We start from the raw sequence: 16,696 nt of genomic DNA, 5'->3' as shown, positions 1-16,696 counted from the left end.
TTCTATTTTTTTACGCTTCGGAAAACTCGTAGCGGAAGTCGTCGTCCGCAGCGCTGAGCTGCACGCCCGCAAGCTTGCGCGCACTGACCGTGGCCCCGATGACTTCCTCGCTCAGCCTCGGAAGGATCGTGTGCGTGAGGATCGCGTCGATCATCCGGCCGCCCGATTCGATGGCGGTGCAGCGGCGTGCGACGAGTTCGACGGCGCTGTCGTCGTAGGCCAGTGCGATGCCGTGGTTCGCCTGCAGGCGCGCCGCGATGCGATCGAGCTGCAGTCGGATGATGCGGTGCAACGCCTCCGCGTGCAACGGGTAATAAGGCACTACAACCAGCCGGCCCAGCAGCGCGGGCGCGAACACCTTCAGCAGCGGTTCGCGCAACGCGGCGGCCAGCGGTTCGGGGTCGGGGCGCAGGGTCGGGTCTTCGCACAGCTGCATGACCAGGTCGGTGCCGACGTTGGAGGTCATGATGATCACGGTGTTGCGGAAGTCGATGTGGCGGCCTTCGCCGTCTTCCATCCAGCCCTTGTCGAAGACCTGGAAGAAGATCTCGTGCACGTCGGTGTGCGCCTTCTCGATCTCGTCGAGCAGCACCACGCTGTAGGGCCGGCGGCGCACGGCCTCGGTCAGCACGCCGCCTTCGCCGTAGCCCACGTAGCCGGGCGGAGCGCCCTTCAGCGTCGAGACGGTGTGCGACTCCTGGAACTCGCTCATGTTGATGGTGACGAGGTTCTGCTCGCCGCCGTACAGCGCCTCGGACAGCGCCAGCGCCGTCTCGGTCTTGCCCACGCCCGAAGGACCGCAGAGCAGGAACACGCCGACGGGCTTGTTGGGGTTGTCCAGCCGCGCGCGCGCGGTGCGGATGCGGCGCGAGATGGTCTCCAGCGCATCGGGCTGCGCGACCACGCGCGCCGAGAGGATCTCGCCGAGCCTGAGCACCGACTGCGCGTCGTCGCGAACCATCCGGCCGATGGGAATGCCGGTCCAGTCGGCCACTACAGTGGCGACGGCCTGTGCGTCGACGGCCGCGAGGATGAGCGGCGATTCGCCCTGCAGCTGCGAGAGCTTGTCCTGTGCCTCGTTGAGTTCGGCGCGGATCTCGTCGGGCGTGCGCTGGGGTTCGGCGGAAGGTGCGTCGGGATCGACGTCGACGTCGACTTCGACGTTCGCCGTTGCGTCAGCGTCCTCGGCTTCCGATGCCCCGGCCTGCGTCTGCGCCTGGGGCACCGCTGCCGGCGAAAGCTGCTTGCGCAGCGCGACGATGCGCTCGACCAGCGCGCTTTCTTCCACGCGCCGCCTCTCGAGCACCTCAAGCTCTGCCTTCGCCTGCGCGACCTGCGCCGCGATGTCTTCGACGCGCTGCGACTCGCCCACGCCGATCGCAGCCTCGCGCTCCGCGATGCCCGATTCGATACCGAGCACCTCGATGCGGCGCTGGAGATCTTCGATGGCAGCCGGCAGTGCATGCTGGCTCAGCGCGACGCGCGCGCATGCGGTGTCGAGCAGGCTCACGGCCTTGTCGGGCAGCTGGCGCGCGGGGATGTAGCGGTGCGACAGGCTGACGGCCGCCTCGAGCGCGGCGTCGAGGATGAGCACGCTGTGGTGCTTCTCGAGCTCGGCCGAGATGCCGCGCAGCATCAGCACCGCCTTGGGCTCGGTGGGCTCGTGCACCTGGATGGTCTGGAAGCGCCGCGTGAGCGCCGGGTCCTTCTCGATGTACTTCTTGTACTCCGACCAGGTGGTCGCGCCGATGGTGCGCAGCCGACCGCGTGCAAGCGCAGGCTTGAGCAGGTTGGCCGCGTCGCCGGTGCCGGCCTGGCCGCCCGCACCGACCAGCGTGTGCACCTCGTCGACGAAGAGCACGATGGGCTTGGGACTCTTCTCGACTTCGTCGATCACCTGCCGCAGCCGCTGCTCGAACTCGCCCTTCACGCCCGCGCCGGCCTGCAGCAGCGTGGGGTCGAGCACCCACAGCGACACGTCCTTCAGCGAAGGCGGGACATCGCCCGCGGCGAGGCGCGAAGCCAAGCCTTCGACCACCGCCGTCTTGCCGACGCCGGCCTCGCCGGTCAGCAGCGGGTTGTTCTGGCGGCGGCGCATGAGGATGTCGATGATCTGGCGGATCTCGTCGTCGCGGCCGTAGACCGGATCGAGCTCGCCCGCGCGCGCCTTGGCGGTGAGGTCGCTCGCGTACTTGGCGAGCGCCGAGCCGCCGGCCGCGGGGCCGTCGCCCTGGTGATGCGCCAGGGCCGGTGCGCCGCCTGCTGTGCTGGCCTCGGCGGCGTCGAAGTCGTCCTCGGGCGAGCCCTCGGTCCACGGGGCCAGCTGCGCCACCAGCACGTCGGGCACGATCTTGTCGAACTCCCGCGAGATGCCAGAGAGCACCTGCCGCAGCCCCGGCGTCTTGATGATGCCCGCAAGCAAATAGGCGCCGCGGATCGAGGTGGCCTCGAAGCGCAGGCTCGCATAGACCCATGCGCGCTCGACGGCGTTGTCGACGTGCTCCGAGATGTCGCTGATCGAGGTGGCACCGTGCGGCAGCCTGTCGAGGGCGCGCACGAGGTCCTGCTCGACGGCATCGAGGTTCAGCCCCGCGCGCTTGATGATGCGCAGCAAGTCGCTGTCCTGCTGCTGCAGGATCTGATGGAGCCAGTGCACCAGCTCGACGTAGGCGTTGCCGCGCAGCTTGGCGAAGGCGGTGGCGGTCTCCAATGCCTTGTAGAGCATCGGATTCAACTTGGAGAACAGAGAGACGCGGCGGATGTCGGTCATGGAACTAAGCTAACCCCCAGTCTTCGCGCACTTCGTGTCGCTACGCCGCCCCCCTTGCGGGGGGGTAACACCGGTGGCCCGGCAGGGCCGGTTCCACGGTGCTTCCCGAAAAGACCATGAGGTGGTCATGTCGTGGGCGTCTCGCGCGAGGTCGCGGAAGACCGGGTAAGGGATGCATCGGAAGAAGCCGCCGATGCGGAACGGGAAAACAGTGCCTCGGGCTGGAACAGCATGTCGCCGGCGTCGGTGTCGGACATGCGCGTGCCCAGCCAGCTGCCCCAGCCCAGTCGCTGGTTGCTGTTGAGCCGCATGCCGTGCGCATCCTCTTTCCTGAGCACCAGCCGCAGCTCCCAGGCGAACTCGATGCCGACGTACTGCCGCACCCAGTCGACCACCTGCTGCAGCCGCTTGCTACCGGGAAGGAACTCGCGGTACTGCTCCTGCGAGAGCGGCCCGAGCTCGAGGCGGAACTTGCTTTGAGCGTCGCGCACCGCCAGGCCGATGGTGGCGCCGCCGCCGAGCCTGTGGTTGCGCCCGAGCTGGCCGATGCGGCTGACCTGACGCTCGTCAATCATCACCCAGTCGCTCACGAACTCGTCGACGCGCACCGGCACGTCGAAGTACAGCCGCAGGATCTGGATCAGCCCCTCGGGGTTGCGCGTCTGGCGCACGAGGTGGCCCGCCATGAAGGTACGCGCATGGTCGGCGATGCGGTCACGCCCCTTGAGGCCGGGCTGCCCCATGTTCATGAGGCTGGCGACGTAGTCGACGAAGCGATGGCCGTCGGTGCGGTCGAGGCTGTTGACCGACTGCGCGTCGGCCCAGGCCCGGTAGAACAGCAGGATGAGCCGATGATGGAACAGGTCGGCGAACGCGCTGATGGTGTTGTCGGCGTGGTGCCGCTTGCGCTCGCGCGCGTACTCCGTCAGGTGCAGCGGCAGCGGGCCGTTGGGGCCGAACAGGCCGAAGCCGTAGATCGAGATGCGCGGCGGCCCGTCGCCAGCGGCCTCGACGCCCGACACGTTCGAGGGCGCGAAGGCCATCGAGGGCTCCTGTCCGAGGCGCAGCGGCTCGTCGGTCGGGCGCGGCGCGCGGCCCAGCAGCGGGTGGTCGTCCTGCGCGTCGAGGCGGCGCAGCAGCATGAAGAGGTCGTGCTCGAAGGGTTGCTCGAGCAGCCTGGCCCAGAGCACCGGATCGGCCTGTTCGATGCCGCGGGCAGGCGCCGAGCCGGCGCGCGCAGCAGGCGGCACGGCCTCTTCACGGTCGACGGCCTCCACCGTGTGCATCACCTCGCCCTGCGCAAGCTCGGCCGGCACGGCCTCCTGCGGCTCCTGGTGCTGCTGCACCGCGTCGGTGATGCCGATGTCGCTCATACGGCGGGGCGGCGTCCCACGCGCGGAGTCCAGCGCGCGATCTCGCCGCGCTGAAGGCTGGTCAACGCGAATTCGGTGAACGCATTGAGCGACACGTGGCGGCTGAAGAACTGCTCGAGCACCGCGCCGAAGAGATACGGGCTCGCGCCTGAGAATGCGACCTCGTCGATCTTGAGCGCGATCTCCACGCCGCGCCCGAACACGATCGGCCCGGGCTCGGGCAGGCGACGGAACACCGGCGCCAGCGCCATCGAGCGCACTCCCTGTATCTGGCGTCGCACCGCGGGATCGGCGAGGTTGCCGTACAGGTCGAGCATCTCGCGCAGCGCTGCCGCGCCCTGTGCGGGATCGACGTCGGTGAGGCTCAGGTAGTTGAGGCCGAGATGGCTGATGAGGCGCCACGTGAGCGCGCCTTCGGCCAGCGCGGGGTACGGCCGCGAAGGCCCGCGCAGGATGCGGATGGAGCGCACGGGCGCGGACACGCGCAGCGTGAAGTCCGATTCGAGCCCCGTCGGCAGCAGCAGCGGCAGGTCGCGGTTGGTGCACAGCGCGTCGAGCGTGATGTGGCGCAGGCTGTGCGGGAACGGCGCGTCGTGCTGGTCGACGAGCGACACGTAGATCTCGCTGCCGGTGTAGCTGGTGCGCGTGCCCTGGGCGCGCGCCCGGTCGGACACGAGGCGCGGCTCGCGGCGCAGCGAGAAGTAAGCGCCGAAGTCGCCGTCGTCGGCCGCGAAGGAGCCGAGGAAGGGCCTGAACTCGCGCTCCTCGGAGCCGTTGGCCATGTGGCCGGTGACACGCTCGACGGTGAAGATCTCGAAGTCGCGCGGCCGCGTGCGGTCGATCACCGCATGGTGCTCGTGCTGGCCCGGTCCCACCGGAATGCGGTCGCTGCGGCGCGGCACGAGGTTGATGATGGGCGTGCAGAACAGCGAGAAGTGCTTGGCGTCCACCAGCCTTTCGAGGTCGGCATCGGCGCGGTCGAGCAGGATCACGATCTCCATCGTGGTGCCGCTCATCGCCGCTGCCGCCGCGCGCATCTTGTTGATGCTGAAGAACAGGTAGCGGTCGGGGAAGGCGAAGTACTCGTGCAGCAGGCGGTAGCCCTGGAACGAGCGCGCGTCGTAGGGGAGCAGCGACTGGTCGGGCTCGAAGCCCTCGTGCCTGATGGCTTCGTCGCCCAGCGGCACGATCCGCGCCGCGGTGCCAGGACCGCTTCGGCACACCACGCCGACGCTGTGGTGCACCGCGAGTTCGAGCACGCGCAGGGCATGCAACTCGGCGCCGGAAAGGAAGAATTCGAGCCGGTCCAGCGGCATGTCGGCGAAGCGCGCGCCGCCCACCGCTTCCAGCTTGATGGTGATGGCGCTCTTCGCCTGCCGCGCGACCGCGGGCATCGCATGCGCGATCTCGGCAGGCACCGGACCGATGCCGGCTTCTGCGATGCGGATCGGCCACAGCGTGACGGCATGGCCGGTGCGGAATTCGCAGGCCGTCTGTTCGCCCTTGATCATGCGCCCGCGCAGGATGGTGTGGCGCGGCAGCTCGTAGCCTGCCTTCAGCGACCCTTCGTTGAGGTTGCCGTCGATCTGAACCACGGCCATGGCGGGCAGCGGCGCGAGGAAGTTGGGGTACACCACTTCGAGCAGGCGCTGCGAGAAGCGCGGGAACTCGGCATCCATCTTGAGCTGGATGCGTGCGGTGAGAAAGCTGAAGCCTTCGAGCAGCCGCTCCACGTAGGGGTCGCTGACCTCGATGCCGCGCATGCCCAGGCGCCCCGCGATCTTCGGATAGCGCTGCGCGAACTCGGCCCCGAGCTCGTGCATGTAGGTGAGCTCGCGGTTGTAGTAGTCGAGAAGCCGGGCATCCATCAGAGGCTAACCCCCAGGCTTCGCGCACTTCGTGTCGCTTCGCCAACCCCCTTGCAGGGGGCAACACCCGCGGCCCGGCAAAGCCGGTTCCGCGGTGTTCCACGGCAAGAGAATTCCGTCATCAGAGTCCTCCCGTCGGCCGCAGCACCATGTGCCCGCTTTCCAGGTCGAGCTCGGAACGCAGGATGAATTCGATGGGGTACGGCACCGACCACAGCGTGCCGCGGATCTCCAGCGCGAGCAGGTTGTGGTGTTCGAGCTCGGTGGCGTCGGTCACGCAGCGGACGTCGATGCTGTCCTTCATGATGCGCGGCTCGAAGTCGATGATGGCTGCGCGGATGGCCGCTTCGACGTCCGCGAAGTCGACCTCCGACATGCGCCCGCCGGCCCAGCCGCGAACGCCGAAGTTCACGACCGAGCGACGCGCGCGGGGCATGGTGTTGATGTCGTGGTCAGCGCCGAAGTTGGTGGTGTTGAGCAGCCACTGCAGGTCGCGCAGCACCGAGTCGCGCAGCAGCCTGCCGCTCATGAGGAAGGAACCCGCGCGCTCCTGCCGGACCTGCGGCGCCTTGTCGGTGAGGCGGTCGAGCAGCACCGGCTGCAGGCGGTCGCGTGCGACGCTTTCCTGCTGGTCGCCGTCGGCGTCCATCATTGCACTCATCAGGCGGCGCCCTCTCGCGAGAACTCGATCAGCCGCAGGTCTAGCAGCGAATGGTCGCCTGCCTCGCTGATCAGGGTGCGCTGGCCCAGGCCCGCGTACTGTTCTTCGCCGGCCAGGGGCAGCCAGTCGGTGCGGCGGCCCAGTGCGGCCTCGTCGTCGAGGCCTTCCAGCCGGCCCGGGTAGCGCACGGGCACTAGGCCATTGAGCGCGCGACCGTCATGCAGCTCGAATTCGGTGGGAGCCCACAGCAGGTCGACCAGATGCTGCGGCCGCGAGAACTTGGCGCGGCGCACCTGCGTCAGCGGCAGCCAGGCATAGCCGGAAGGCGTGAGCAGTTCGAACACGGGGCCGATGCGGACGTCGCCGTCGCAAAGCCAGTCGAACTCGCTGTTCTGCACCGGCTCGCCATCGAGGGCCTGAACGGCGCGGGAATCGGTGCGGTCCACGCTGGTGAGCTTGCCGTGCAGCGCGGGTGCGGCCTGCCGCGCGCTCTCGCGCAGTGCCGCAGCCTCTTCGGCGCGATCGGCCGGCAGCGTGGCCGCTGCAATCAGTTGCTCGACCCATTCGGCGTTGCCGCCGACGATGGCCGGCGCACGTCCGCCCGACCAGAAGTCGCTGCGATGGCGTTCGCCCGAAAGCGCCATCGAGCACGTGACGCTGGCGGGCGTGAAGGTGGGATCGAGCTTGGTGGCGAGCTTGAGCTGGTCTTCGGCCCGCTGCCACTCTCCACGCAATGCCAGAAAGTGGCACAAGGCCAGGCGCAGCCCTGCGTTCTGGGGATTGGAGCGGATCTGCCGCTGTACCCATTCGGTGTGCTCGGCCACTGAGCGATCGCCCAGTACTGCAAACCCATCACCCATGAAGCTTCCTCGCTGACTGGCTGGCACGCGGCGATCGTCGAGAAGGCCGCTGTGCGAAGGACGGCCGTGGCGGCCGTCGGGAAAAACGTCGCGGCCGGCCCGAGAGGCCGGCCGCGCATCGGGAAAAGGAAATCAGGCTTCCTTGTTTTCCTTGATGTTCCAGGCCAGAACCGTCTCGGCGCCCTTGCCGCCCTTGTCGGTCTGCTCCCAGTACTGCTGCTTCACCTTGGCGGCCTGGAAGGCGTATTGCACGAACACGGCGTCCGAGCCCTGCTCGGCCGTGTACTGCACCGAGGTGACCAGCACTTCCTCGAGCGTGACGCGGGTGTATTCGATCTGCGAGCCGCCGGCCTTGCACACCGACACTTCCACCTTGCTCAGGTGCTTGCCGCTCGCGCAGTTCTTCAGCACCGACGGTGCCGCCTTGTCGATGCGCGCCAGCACCTGCAGGTCGTTGAAGCTGGCCTTGCCGACGCCGCCGCCGCCACCGCTGACCATGTTTCCAGGCTGCGTTGCACCCCACGCAAACGACTTGATGTCCGTCCACTCCTTGTGGTTCGAGTCCTTCGATTCGCCGTTCGCGCCTTCAACGCGCATGAACATGTCTACTGCCATGATTTAAACCCCCAGAGTTATTTGCGCCCGATTCCGGAACGCCGTTGAATTAGCTGCTGTCCTTCTTGTTGGATGGCAGCTTCGAAACCAGCCGCAACGACACCGTCAGCCCTTCGAGCTGATAGTGCGGCCGGAGAAAAAACTTGGCGGCGTAGTAGCCGGGGTTGTCCTCGATGGCTTCCACCTGGACTTCCGCCGCCGCCAGCGGCTTCATCGCCTTGGTGTCCTGCGAAGAGGTGCCAGGGCTGCCGTCGACGTAGTTCATGATCCAGTCGTTGAGCCAGCGCTCCATGTCCTCGCGCTCGCGGAACGAACCAATCTTGTCCCGCACGATGCACTTCAGGTAATGCGCAAAGCGGCAGCATGCGAACAGGTACGGCAGGCGTGCCGCCAAGTTCGCGTTGGCCGTGGCGTCGGCGTCGTAGTACTCGGCCGGCAGCTGGAGCGACTGCGCGCCGATGAAGGCCGCGAAGTCGGAGTTCTTGCGGTGCACCAGCGGCATGAAGCCGTTCTTGGCGAGCTCGGCCTCGCGGCGGTCGCTGATCGCGATCTCGGTCGGGCACTTCATGTCCACGCCGCCGTCGTCGGTCGGGAAGGTGTGCGTGGGCAGGTTCTCGACCGCGCCACCGGATTCGACGCCGCGGATCGAGGTGCACCAGCCGTATTGCTTGAACGAGCGGTTGATGTTCACGCCCATCGCGTAGGCCGAGTTGGCCCAGGTGTAGCGGTTGTGCGCCGCCGAGTCGGTCTCTTCCTCGAACTCGAACTCGTCGACCGGGTTGGTGCGCGCGCCGTAGGGCAGACGCGCGAGGAAACGCGGCATCGCCAGGCCGATGTAGCGCGCGTCTTCCGAATCGCGCAGCGAACGCCACGCGGTGTGCTCGGTGTTCTGGAAGATCTTGGTCAGGTCGCGCGGATTCGACAGTTCCTGCCACGAGTCCATCTGCATCACCGTGGGCGATGCGCCCGCGATGAACGGGCAGTGCGCCGCCGCGGCGATCTTGGCCATCTCGCCCAGCATCTCGACGTCGGGCGGGCTGTGGTCGAAGTGGAAGTCGCCGATCAGCGCGCCGAACGGCTCGCCACCGAACTGGCCGTACTCGGCTTCGTAGATCTTCTTGAACAGCGGGCTCTGGTCCCAGCCGATGCCCTTGTGGCGCTTGAGCGAGCGCGCGACCTCGCGCTTCGATGCGCACATCACGCGGATCTTGAGCTGTTCGTCGGTCTCGGTGTTGTTGACCAGATAGTGCAGCCCGCGCCATGCGCCTTCGAGCTGCTGGAACTCCTCGTGGTGCAGGATCTGGTTGATCTGCTCGGAGAGCTTGCGGTCGATCTCGGTGATGATGGCCTGAACGGTGCGATATGCATCGTTGGAGACGGTGACGGTGCTCTCCAGCGCCTGCACGGCCAGCGTCTTGACGGCGTTCTCCACCGCCTCTCGGGCCTGGTCGGTCTTGGGCTTGAACTCGCGCTGCAGCAGGTTCGAGAACTCGTTCGGCTCCAGCGTCTCGACGGAGGCCGGTGCGCGCGCGGTGGTCTGTTTCGGTGCGGTGCTCATGATGATGGCGGTCCTTGCTGCTGCTCGCGCTTACTCGGAAGACGTACCGGGATTGCCGGCCTTTTCATTCGCGGCTTCCACCGCCTTGGCAACGGCCGGGTTGGGCGCCGAAGCCAGCGACTTCAGGAGTGCGGGGTTCTGCAGTGCCTGCGCGATCAGCTGTTCGGCACCGTTCTTGCCGTCCATGTACGAAAGCAGGTTCGACAGCTCGGTGCGCGCCTCGAGCAGCTGCTGCAGCGCACCGACCTGACGGGCGATGCGCGCGGGCGAGAAGTCGTCCATGCTCTCGAACGTGATGTCCACGTTCATCTGCCCATCGCCGGTGAGCGTGTTGGGCACCTGGAAGGCGACGCGCGGCTTGATGGCCTTCATGCGGTCGTCGAAGTTGTCGATGTCCACGGGCATGAACTCGCGCTCGGCGAGATCGGGCATGGGGTCGACCTGTTTGCCCGCGAGATCGGCGATGACGCCCATCACGAAGGGCAGCTGGATCTTGCGTTCGCTGCCGTAGATTTCGACGTCGTACTCGATCTGCACACGCGGTGCGCGATTGCGCGCAATGAACTTCTGACCACTGTTTCTGACACGGTTGTCTGCCATAAGCTTCCTCTTGAATCTGTAATGCGTGTGGGCGCGACCCGGGCCGGCCGGCTCGCGAGGCCCGCAACGGCCTTCGTCTCGTTACTCCGCGCTGCTCCCGTTCAACGGACGTCCTGCAAGGCTTTCTATCTTTTGCAATCCCTCTGGCACGAGCTCTTCGATGATCTGGAAGAAGTTGAGCTCCATCAGCCGCTGCGCTCTGCGTATGAGCATGGGCGCCGGATGGCTGGGCTCCGTGCGCTCCATGAACTGGCAAGCCTTCTCGAGCAATACCTGCACATCTTCACGGCTCGATATTTCAATATCCTTAATAAGTACTTGACGTAGGCCGGTACCGCTATTTGCTGCAGTACCGCCCACAGCGCCGTTCGCCACTGCCGCGCTCACTCCCCCGTGCTGCACATCGGCGGCCGCAGGAGCTTCGCCGGCTGCCACCGTCGGTGTCTGCGGCTGTTCCGGCAGCAGCTGCGCCACGGTGCGCAGCGAACGCTCGAGACGCGAGAAGTCGGGCGCCCAGCTCTGGCCGAGCGCGCGCTCGCAGGTCTCACGGATGCGCTGCAGCAGCTCCAGTGCCGCGCGCAACGCCACCACCGGCGGTGCCGCCTTTTCCTGCGCGCGCCGCACTGCATCCTTCAGCCGGCCGATACCGCCCGGGTAGTCGATCTGATGGTCGGCCTTGCTCGAATCGAGCAAGGCCTCGACCTGGCGCAGGGTCATCGATGCGCCGCTTTCGTCGAGCAGGCGCGCGTCGCGCACGCTGCGTCCGAGTCCCTCGGCTTCGGCCAGTGCGGCCAGCGCATTCATGCGTGGCAGAGGATCCTCGAAGCCGTCGTCGACAACGCGCGGATGCACGTCGTCCCAGAATTTCTGAAGCACAACGTCGACGAGCTGCAGGCCTTCCACATAACCGGGCAGGCCGCGGTTCTCGGTCCAGGCCAGCGTGAGAGGCACCAGCACGCGCAGGTCGCGCGTCCGCGTGCAAAGCTGCTTCGCGATGCGCTCCACGCGGGCCCAGTCGGGCGGTTCGGCGGGAATGATCGTCGAGCCGAACTGCTGCTCGCGCTTGCCCGCTGTCGCCTGGTGCAACGCCATGAAATCGGGGTCGTACTCCAGGTCTTCACCGCAAGGTAGCGGGCCTTCTACAGGCTCCTGCAATAGATCGATCTCGGTCTGCGCCAACCTCTGCTCCCCTTGTTCAAACGTTTCCTAACAACAGCAATCTTGAGGGGAACAAGTGATGCGGTCAACAGCAACAGATTGCAACACGACGCGTATGAATTACTAAGAAGTACAACCTCTTTTGAAATTCAAACAGAACGACTACACGTCGTTCACAGCAGATCGCGAGCAGCCAAATTGCGCATCAACGCACTGATACCAAAAGTCCACATCGGCGCCTTGTCCGCGTGTACCACGCGATTCACCAGCGCACCGAGTTCCGGTGCGGCAATGCGCACGCGGTCTCCCACGACATGGGTGAATCCTTGTCCCGGCCCATGACGATCTTGTGTCGGCGCGAACATCGTCCCGAGAAACAACATGAATCCGTCGGGGTAACCGTGATTTTTTCCTACTGTTTGGGCCACGAGGTCGAGCGGATCGCGGCTGATCTTCGACAGCGAACTCGATCCCTCGAGCGTGAAGCCCTCCGGCCCCGTCACTTCCAGTTCGACGGTGATGCGCCGCACGTCGGCGATGCCGAAGTGCTCGTCGAAGAGGCGGATGAACGGACCGATCGCGCAGGACGCGTTGTTGTCCTTCGCCTTGCCGAGCAGCAGCGCGCTGCGGCCTTCGAAGTCACGAAGGTTGACATCGTTGCCCAGCGCCGCGCCCCAGGTTTCGCCGCGGCTGTTGACAGCGAGCACCACCTCCGGCTCGGGGTTGTTCCACACCGAGCCCGGATGAATGCCGATATCCGCGCCGGTGCCGACGGCCGACAGCACCGGTGCCTTGGTGAAGATCTCCGCGTCCGGTCCGATGCCGACCTCGAGGTACTGCGACCACGCACCCTGCGCGATCAGCACTTCCTTGACCTTCATGGCCTCGGGCGAGCCGGGCACGATGTCCGCGAGGTTGTCGCCGAGCACGCTGCCGATGGCCGCGCGCGTGGCTTCCGCCTTCGACGCATCGCCGCGCGCCTGTTCCTCGATCACGCGTTCGAGCAGGCTTGCAACGAATGTGACCCCGCTGGCCTTGATGGCCTGCAGGTCACAGGGCGCGAGAAGCCAAGGCCTGCTCGCATCGCGCGCAGTCTCGTCGCTGTTGGCAAGGGCTTCTTCGAGCGATGCGATGCGGGGTGCGGCTTGCAATGCACGGCGGACGGCCTGTGCGGGCGCCTCCTTGCCTTCGAGCAGATCGCTCATGGTGGGCGCAAGCTTCGACAGGTCGTGCAGGCCACCTTCGTGAACGGCCACCAGCACGGGGCCGACACCGGGCTGCCAGAGGCGCCCGACAAGAGTGGCGCGTTCGGCGTCGCGGGGCAGGCTGGAAGTGGTGGAAAGATCGAGCGGCATGGCGGTTGTCTCCGTGGTGAATGTGGCTGCTACGTCGAATCGTAGCGGCGCCCGAAGAAAACAGCCTGCGCGGCCGCCCGGTCCTCCTGGTTTACGGCCTCAATGCTTCGATGCGCGCACGCGCGCCACCTCGGCAGGCAGGTCGGTCCACGCCGGCTCCTGCGGCGCGAAGCGAGCGCGCATGTAGCCTGCGAGTTCGGCGATCTGCCGGTCGTCGAGCACCTCGCGGAAGCCCGGCATGAAGCCGATGTCGCGGCTCGCGGGTTCGCGCACGCCGTCGAGGATGGTGCGCAGCAGGTTGTCGGGCCGCGCGCTGGTGAGGTTGCTGTTGAGCGCGAGCGGCGTGTTGACGCCCAGCAGCGTGGGGCCGTTGCCGTCGTGGTGGCAGGAGGCGCAGGCGCTGTCGAACATGCGCTGTGCGGGGCCCAGCAGCTGCCCTTGGGTGCTCGCCGCGGCGTTCACGACCTGCTGCGCCGCCAAGCCGGGATCGGCGGCCGGTTTCGGATTGAACGAGCCGAGATAGGCGGCCATCGCACGGATGTCCTCGTCGGGCACCTGCGCGAGCTCGCGCACGACCTCGGCCATCGGCCCGCCCGCGATGCCGTGGCGCTGCGTATGGCCGTGACGCAGGTAGCGATAGAGCTCGTCGGCATCCCACGGCACCGCCGACTTCGACGCCAGCTGCGTGAGCGCCGGCGCCTCCCATCCATCGACCATCGCGCCCGAAAGGAAGGCGCTGCCACCCTGCTCCGCGCCCAGCGCGTTGCGTGGCGTGTGGCAGGCGCCGCAATGCCCCAGGCCGTTGACGAGGTACGCGCCGCGGTTCCACTCCGCGCTCTGCGCGGCCACGGGCTGCATCGGCGACGGATCGTGGAAGAGCGCGTTCCAGCCGGCCATCAGCGGCCGGATGCTGAACGGGAACTTGAGCTCCGACTTCGGCGTTTCCGCGCGCACCGCGGGCAGCGACATGAAGTACGCATACAGCGCCTGCAGGTCGTCGTCGCTGGTCTTGGCGAAGGCGGTGTAGGGAAACGCGGGATACAGGTGATGGCCGTCGCGCGAAATGCCCTCGCGCATCGCGCGCTGGAAGGCGCTGAACGACCAGCGCCCGAGGCCCGTCTCCGCGTCCGGCGTGAGGTTGGTGGTGTAGAGCGTGCCGAAGGGCGTTTCCATGGCGCGGCCGCCCGCGTTGGCCGTGCCGCCGGGCGCGGTGTGGCACACGGCACAGTCGCCCACCGCGGCGAGCACACGGCCGCGTTCGATGGTGGCCTGGCTGTAGACCGGCGCGGTGAGCGACACCGGCGCGATGGCCGAGCGCCAGCCGAGCAGTCCAGCGATGACGCCGATGCCGCCGACGACCAGCGCCGCGCCCGTCGCCCACACGCCCTTGCGCCGAGGCCATGGCGCATCGCTCCTTCCCCTTTTGGGGGAAGATCGGGATGGGGGCACGGCAGCGTCGCCATCCGGGCGCCGCATGCCCCCACCCCCGCCCTCCCCCAGAGGGGGAGGGAGCAGACCCCGGTTCAACTCCGCAAGCACCGTCTCCGGCGTGAACGGCGGTGCCCTGAAGCGCACGCCCGTCGCATCGAAGATCGCGTTCGCGATCGCAGCCGTGCCAGGCACCGAAGACGACTCGCCCGCACCCAGCGACGGCTCGCCGGGCCGCGGCATGTGCATCACCTCGATCACCGGCACTTCGCGGAAGTTGATGATCGGGTAGCTGCCCCACTCGCGGCTCGCGACCACGCCGGAAGGCAGCACGCCCGGCAGCTGCGCGTCCGCCGCCGTGCCTTGCTGTTGCTGCTGTTGCGGTGCGAACTGCACCTGCTCCTTGAGCGCCCGGCTCGTCGTCTGGATCACGTTGCCGTGCACCTGGTGCTCGACACCCGCCGGGTTGATCATCAGGCCGGCGTCATGCCCCACCACCACTCGGCGCACGTGCACCTCGCCGGTCTTGCGGTTGACCTCCACGTCGGCCACCCACGCGGCCCACGCCGCGCCGAAACCAGGCCACTTGCTGTGGATGTATCTCGCATAGGCGAAGCCCTGGCCGAAGAGGATGTCGCCGCCCTCGCCCAGTCCGCCATCGGCGTTCTCCTGCGGCCCGGTGCGCATGCGCCAGCCGGCCTTCTGCGCGGTGGCCTGAACGAGCTCGACGGCGCGCGGGTCCTGCAGGTGCCGAAGCCTGAACTGCACCGGATCGACACCCGCAGCCGTCGCCAGCTCGTCGATGTACGACTCGTGCGCGAACGAACTCGGCAGCGCCGACACGCCGCGCAGCCATGACGCGCGCACGATCGGCGCCATGTCGTTGACCTTCACGCGCAGGTTGTCGTAGCTGTAGGGCGGACGCGCGGTGCGGTCGCCCATCTCGAAGGCCTGCGCGACCGGCTCGATGGTGCGCGTGAGCAGCAGCGCGAGCGTTGGCGCGCCATTCGACGGGTAGGAGGTCTCGAAGTCGTAGGCTGCGACGCTGCCGTCGGCCATGAGGCCGCCGTCGATCTCCATGAGCTGCGCTGCGCCCTTGGGCTCCCACGCATGCTCCTGCTCGCGCGTGAGCTGCACGCGCACCGGTGCGCCCGCCGCGCGCGCGAGCAGCGCCGCGTCGGCGGCCACGTCGTCGGCGCCGTTGCGGCCGTAGCAGCCGGCAGCCTCCATGCGGACCACGTCGACCTGCACGTCCTCCACGCCCATGAGCCTGGCGAGATCGGCGCGCAGCACGTGCGGGTTCTGCGAGCCGGCCCAGCATCGCAGTTGCATGCCGCTGCCGTCGGCGGGCTGCCATTCGGCCAGCGCGCACGACGGGCCGATGGACGCATGCATCTGGTAGGGCCACACGTAGGTGCGGTGCATGGGCTGCGCGGCCGCTTCGATGGCGCCGTCGACGTCGCCTTCATCGACCAGCAGCCGCTGTGTCGAGGGGTTGTCGCGCAGGGCCTGCGCGAGATCGCCGAGGTCGGGCATGCCGGGCCATGGCTTCCACTTCACGCGCAGCTCGCGCAACGCCTGCTCGGCGTGCTCCTCGCGCTCGGCCACGATGCCGACGAAGTCGCGGATGACCACCACCGCGCGGATGCCGGGGATGTGTGCGATCGACGACTCGTCGACCGATTCCAGCGTGTTGCCGATGAACTCGCCATGGTCCGCACCCGCGTACGGCGGGCGCACCACGCGGCCGTGCAGCATGCCGGGCACGCGCATGTCGTGCACGAAGACGAGTTCGCCCGCGAGCTTGGCCGGGATGTCGACGCGCGCCTGGCGCGTGCCGACCACGCGATAGTCGGCCGGGTCCTTGGGTCTGGCCTGCGGATCGAGCTTGAGCACGGTGCGCTGGCCCGCGACGAGGTCGGCGTAGCTGACATGCCGGTCGGGCGCCTCCGCAACGCGCACCACGCCGTTGCGCACCTGCAGCGCGTCCTCGGTCACTCCCAGGCGTTCGGCCGCGCGCGCCAGCAGCCATGCGCGCGCCTGCGCCGCCGCAAGGCGCAGCGGCTGCGCATGGATCTGGATCGACGCGCTGGCGATGGTCGCGCCCTGGTTGGGCGCGCGCGCGGTGTCGCCGAGCATCACGCGCACGCAGGGCATGCCGAGATCGAGCTCCTCGGCCACGATCTGGCCGAGCGCCGTCTGGATGCCGGTGCCTAGGTCGACGTGTCCGTTGAGCGCGGAGGCGCTGCCGTCGTCCCACACGGCGAGCAGCACCTCGTCGCCCTCGGCGGGGTTGCTGGCGATGAAGGCAGGCTGGCCCTTGGCCGGGGGCGGCGGCGGGGGGGTCTCGCGCAGCACCAGCAGCACGCCGGTGGCGGCAAGGAACTCGGCGCGCGTGCGCGGCAGGTCTGCGCGGCGCATCATGGCATTTGCTCCCTCTCCCGCTCGCG

General features: G+C 67.8%; 11 protein-coding genes. All 11 read right to left on the bottom strand.

Translation table 11 applies throughout. The features are described 5' to 3' along the window. Positions 1 to 10: 10 nt before the first annotated feature. A complete protein-coding gene (gene tssH, locus ACTJLF_RS17315; protein ID WP_440883580.1) occupies positions 11 to 2,770 on the bottom strand; it encodes a type VI secretion system ATPase TssH in 2,760 nt (919 codons plus the stop codon). Positions 2,771 to 2,895: 125 nt separating this feature from the next. Further along, positions 2,896 to 4,143, bottom strand: coding sequence for a type VI secretion system baseplate subunit TssG (tssG, locus tag ACTJLF_RS17310; protein ID WP_132751852.1), 1,248 nt, complete (start codon positions 4,141 to 4,143; stop codon positions 2,896 to 2,898). After that, positions 4,140 to 6,011, bottom strand: a complete 1,872-nt coding sequence (gene tssF, locus ACTJLF_RS17305; RefSeq protein WP_019658411.1) for a type VI secretion system baseplate subunit TssF — start codon at positions 6,009 to 6,011, stop codon at positions 4,140 to 4,142. The genes tssG and tssF overlap by 4 nt, the downstream gene beginning before the upstream one ends. A gap of 121 nt (positions 6,012 to 6,132) precedes the next feature. Next, on the bottom strand, positions 6,133 to 6,660 hold the full coding sequence (tssE, locus tag ACTJLF_RS17300; RefSeq protein ID WP_020723435.1) for a type VI secretion system baseplate subunit TssE: 528 nt from the start codon (positions 6,658 to 6,660) through the stop codon (positions 6,133 to 6,135). An 11-nt stretch (positions 6,661 to 6,671) separates the two neighbouring features. After that, complete coding sequence (locus ACTJLF_RS17295; protein WP_132800273.1) at positions 6,672 to 7,532, bottom strand: type VI secretion system accessory protein TagJ; 861 nt, start codon at positions 7,530 to 7,532, stop codon at positions 6,672 to 6,674. 132 nt (positions 7,533 to 7,664) lie between these two features. Next, entirely contained in the window at positions 7,665 to 8,147 is a 483-nt protein-coding gene (locus ACTJLF_RS17290; protein WP_019658414.1) for an Hcp family type VI secretion system effector, read from the bottom strand. 49 nt (positions 8,148 to 8,196) lie between these two features. Further along, on the bottom strand, positions 8,197 to 9,705 hold the full coding sequence (tssC, locus tag ACTJLF_RS17285) for a type VI secretion system contractile sheath large subunit (RefSeq protein WP_019658415.1): 1,509 nt from the start codon (positions 9,703 to 9,705) through the stop codon (positions 8,197 to 8,199). A 30-nt stretch (positions 9,706 to 9,735) separates the two neighbouring features. Further along, entirely contained in the window at positions 9,736 to 10,305 is a 570-nt protein-coding gene (tssB, locus tag ACTJLF_RS17280) for a type VI secretion system contractile sheath small subunit (protein ID WP_019658416.1), read from the bottom strand. Positions 10,306 to 10,386: 81 nt separating this feature from the next. After that, on the bottom strand, positions 10,387 to 11,484 hold the full coding sequence (tssA, locus tag ACTJLF_RS17275; RefSeq protein ID WP_440883579.1) for a type VI secretion system protein TssA: 1,098 nt from the start codon (positions 11,482 to 11,484) through the stop codon (positions 10,387 to 10,389). Positions 11,485 to 11,636: 152 nt separating this feature from the next. After that, a complete protein-coding gene (locus tag ACTJLF_RS17270; RefSeq protein WP_354425838.1) occupies positions 11,637 to 12,818 on the bottom strand; it encodes a fumarylacetoacetate hydrolase family protein in 1,182 nt (393 codons plus the stop codon). Positions 12,819 to 12,917: 99 nt separating this feature from the next. After that, entirely contained in the window at positions 12,918 to 16,670 is a 3,753-nt protein-coding gene (locus ACTJLF_RS17265; protein ID WP_440883578.1) for a molybdopterin cofactor-binding domain-containing protein, read from the bottom strand. Positions 16,671 to 16,696 lie beyond the last annotated feature (26 nt).

It is taken from the genome of Variovorax sp. 22077 (assembly GCF_052044195.1).
In the GTDB taxonomy this organism is placed as follows: domain Bacteria; phylum Pseudomonadota; class Gammaproteobacteria; order Burkholderiales; family Burkholderiaceae_C; genus Variovorax; species Variovorax atrisoli.
The sequence above is the reverse complement of the archived record's forward strand: the minus strand, read 5'-3'. Positions and strand labels throughout refer to the sequence as shown.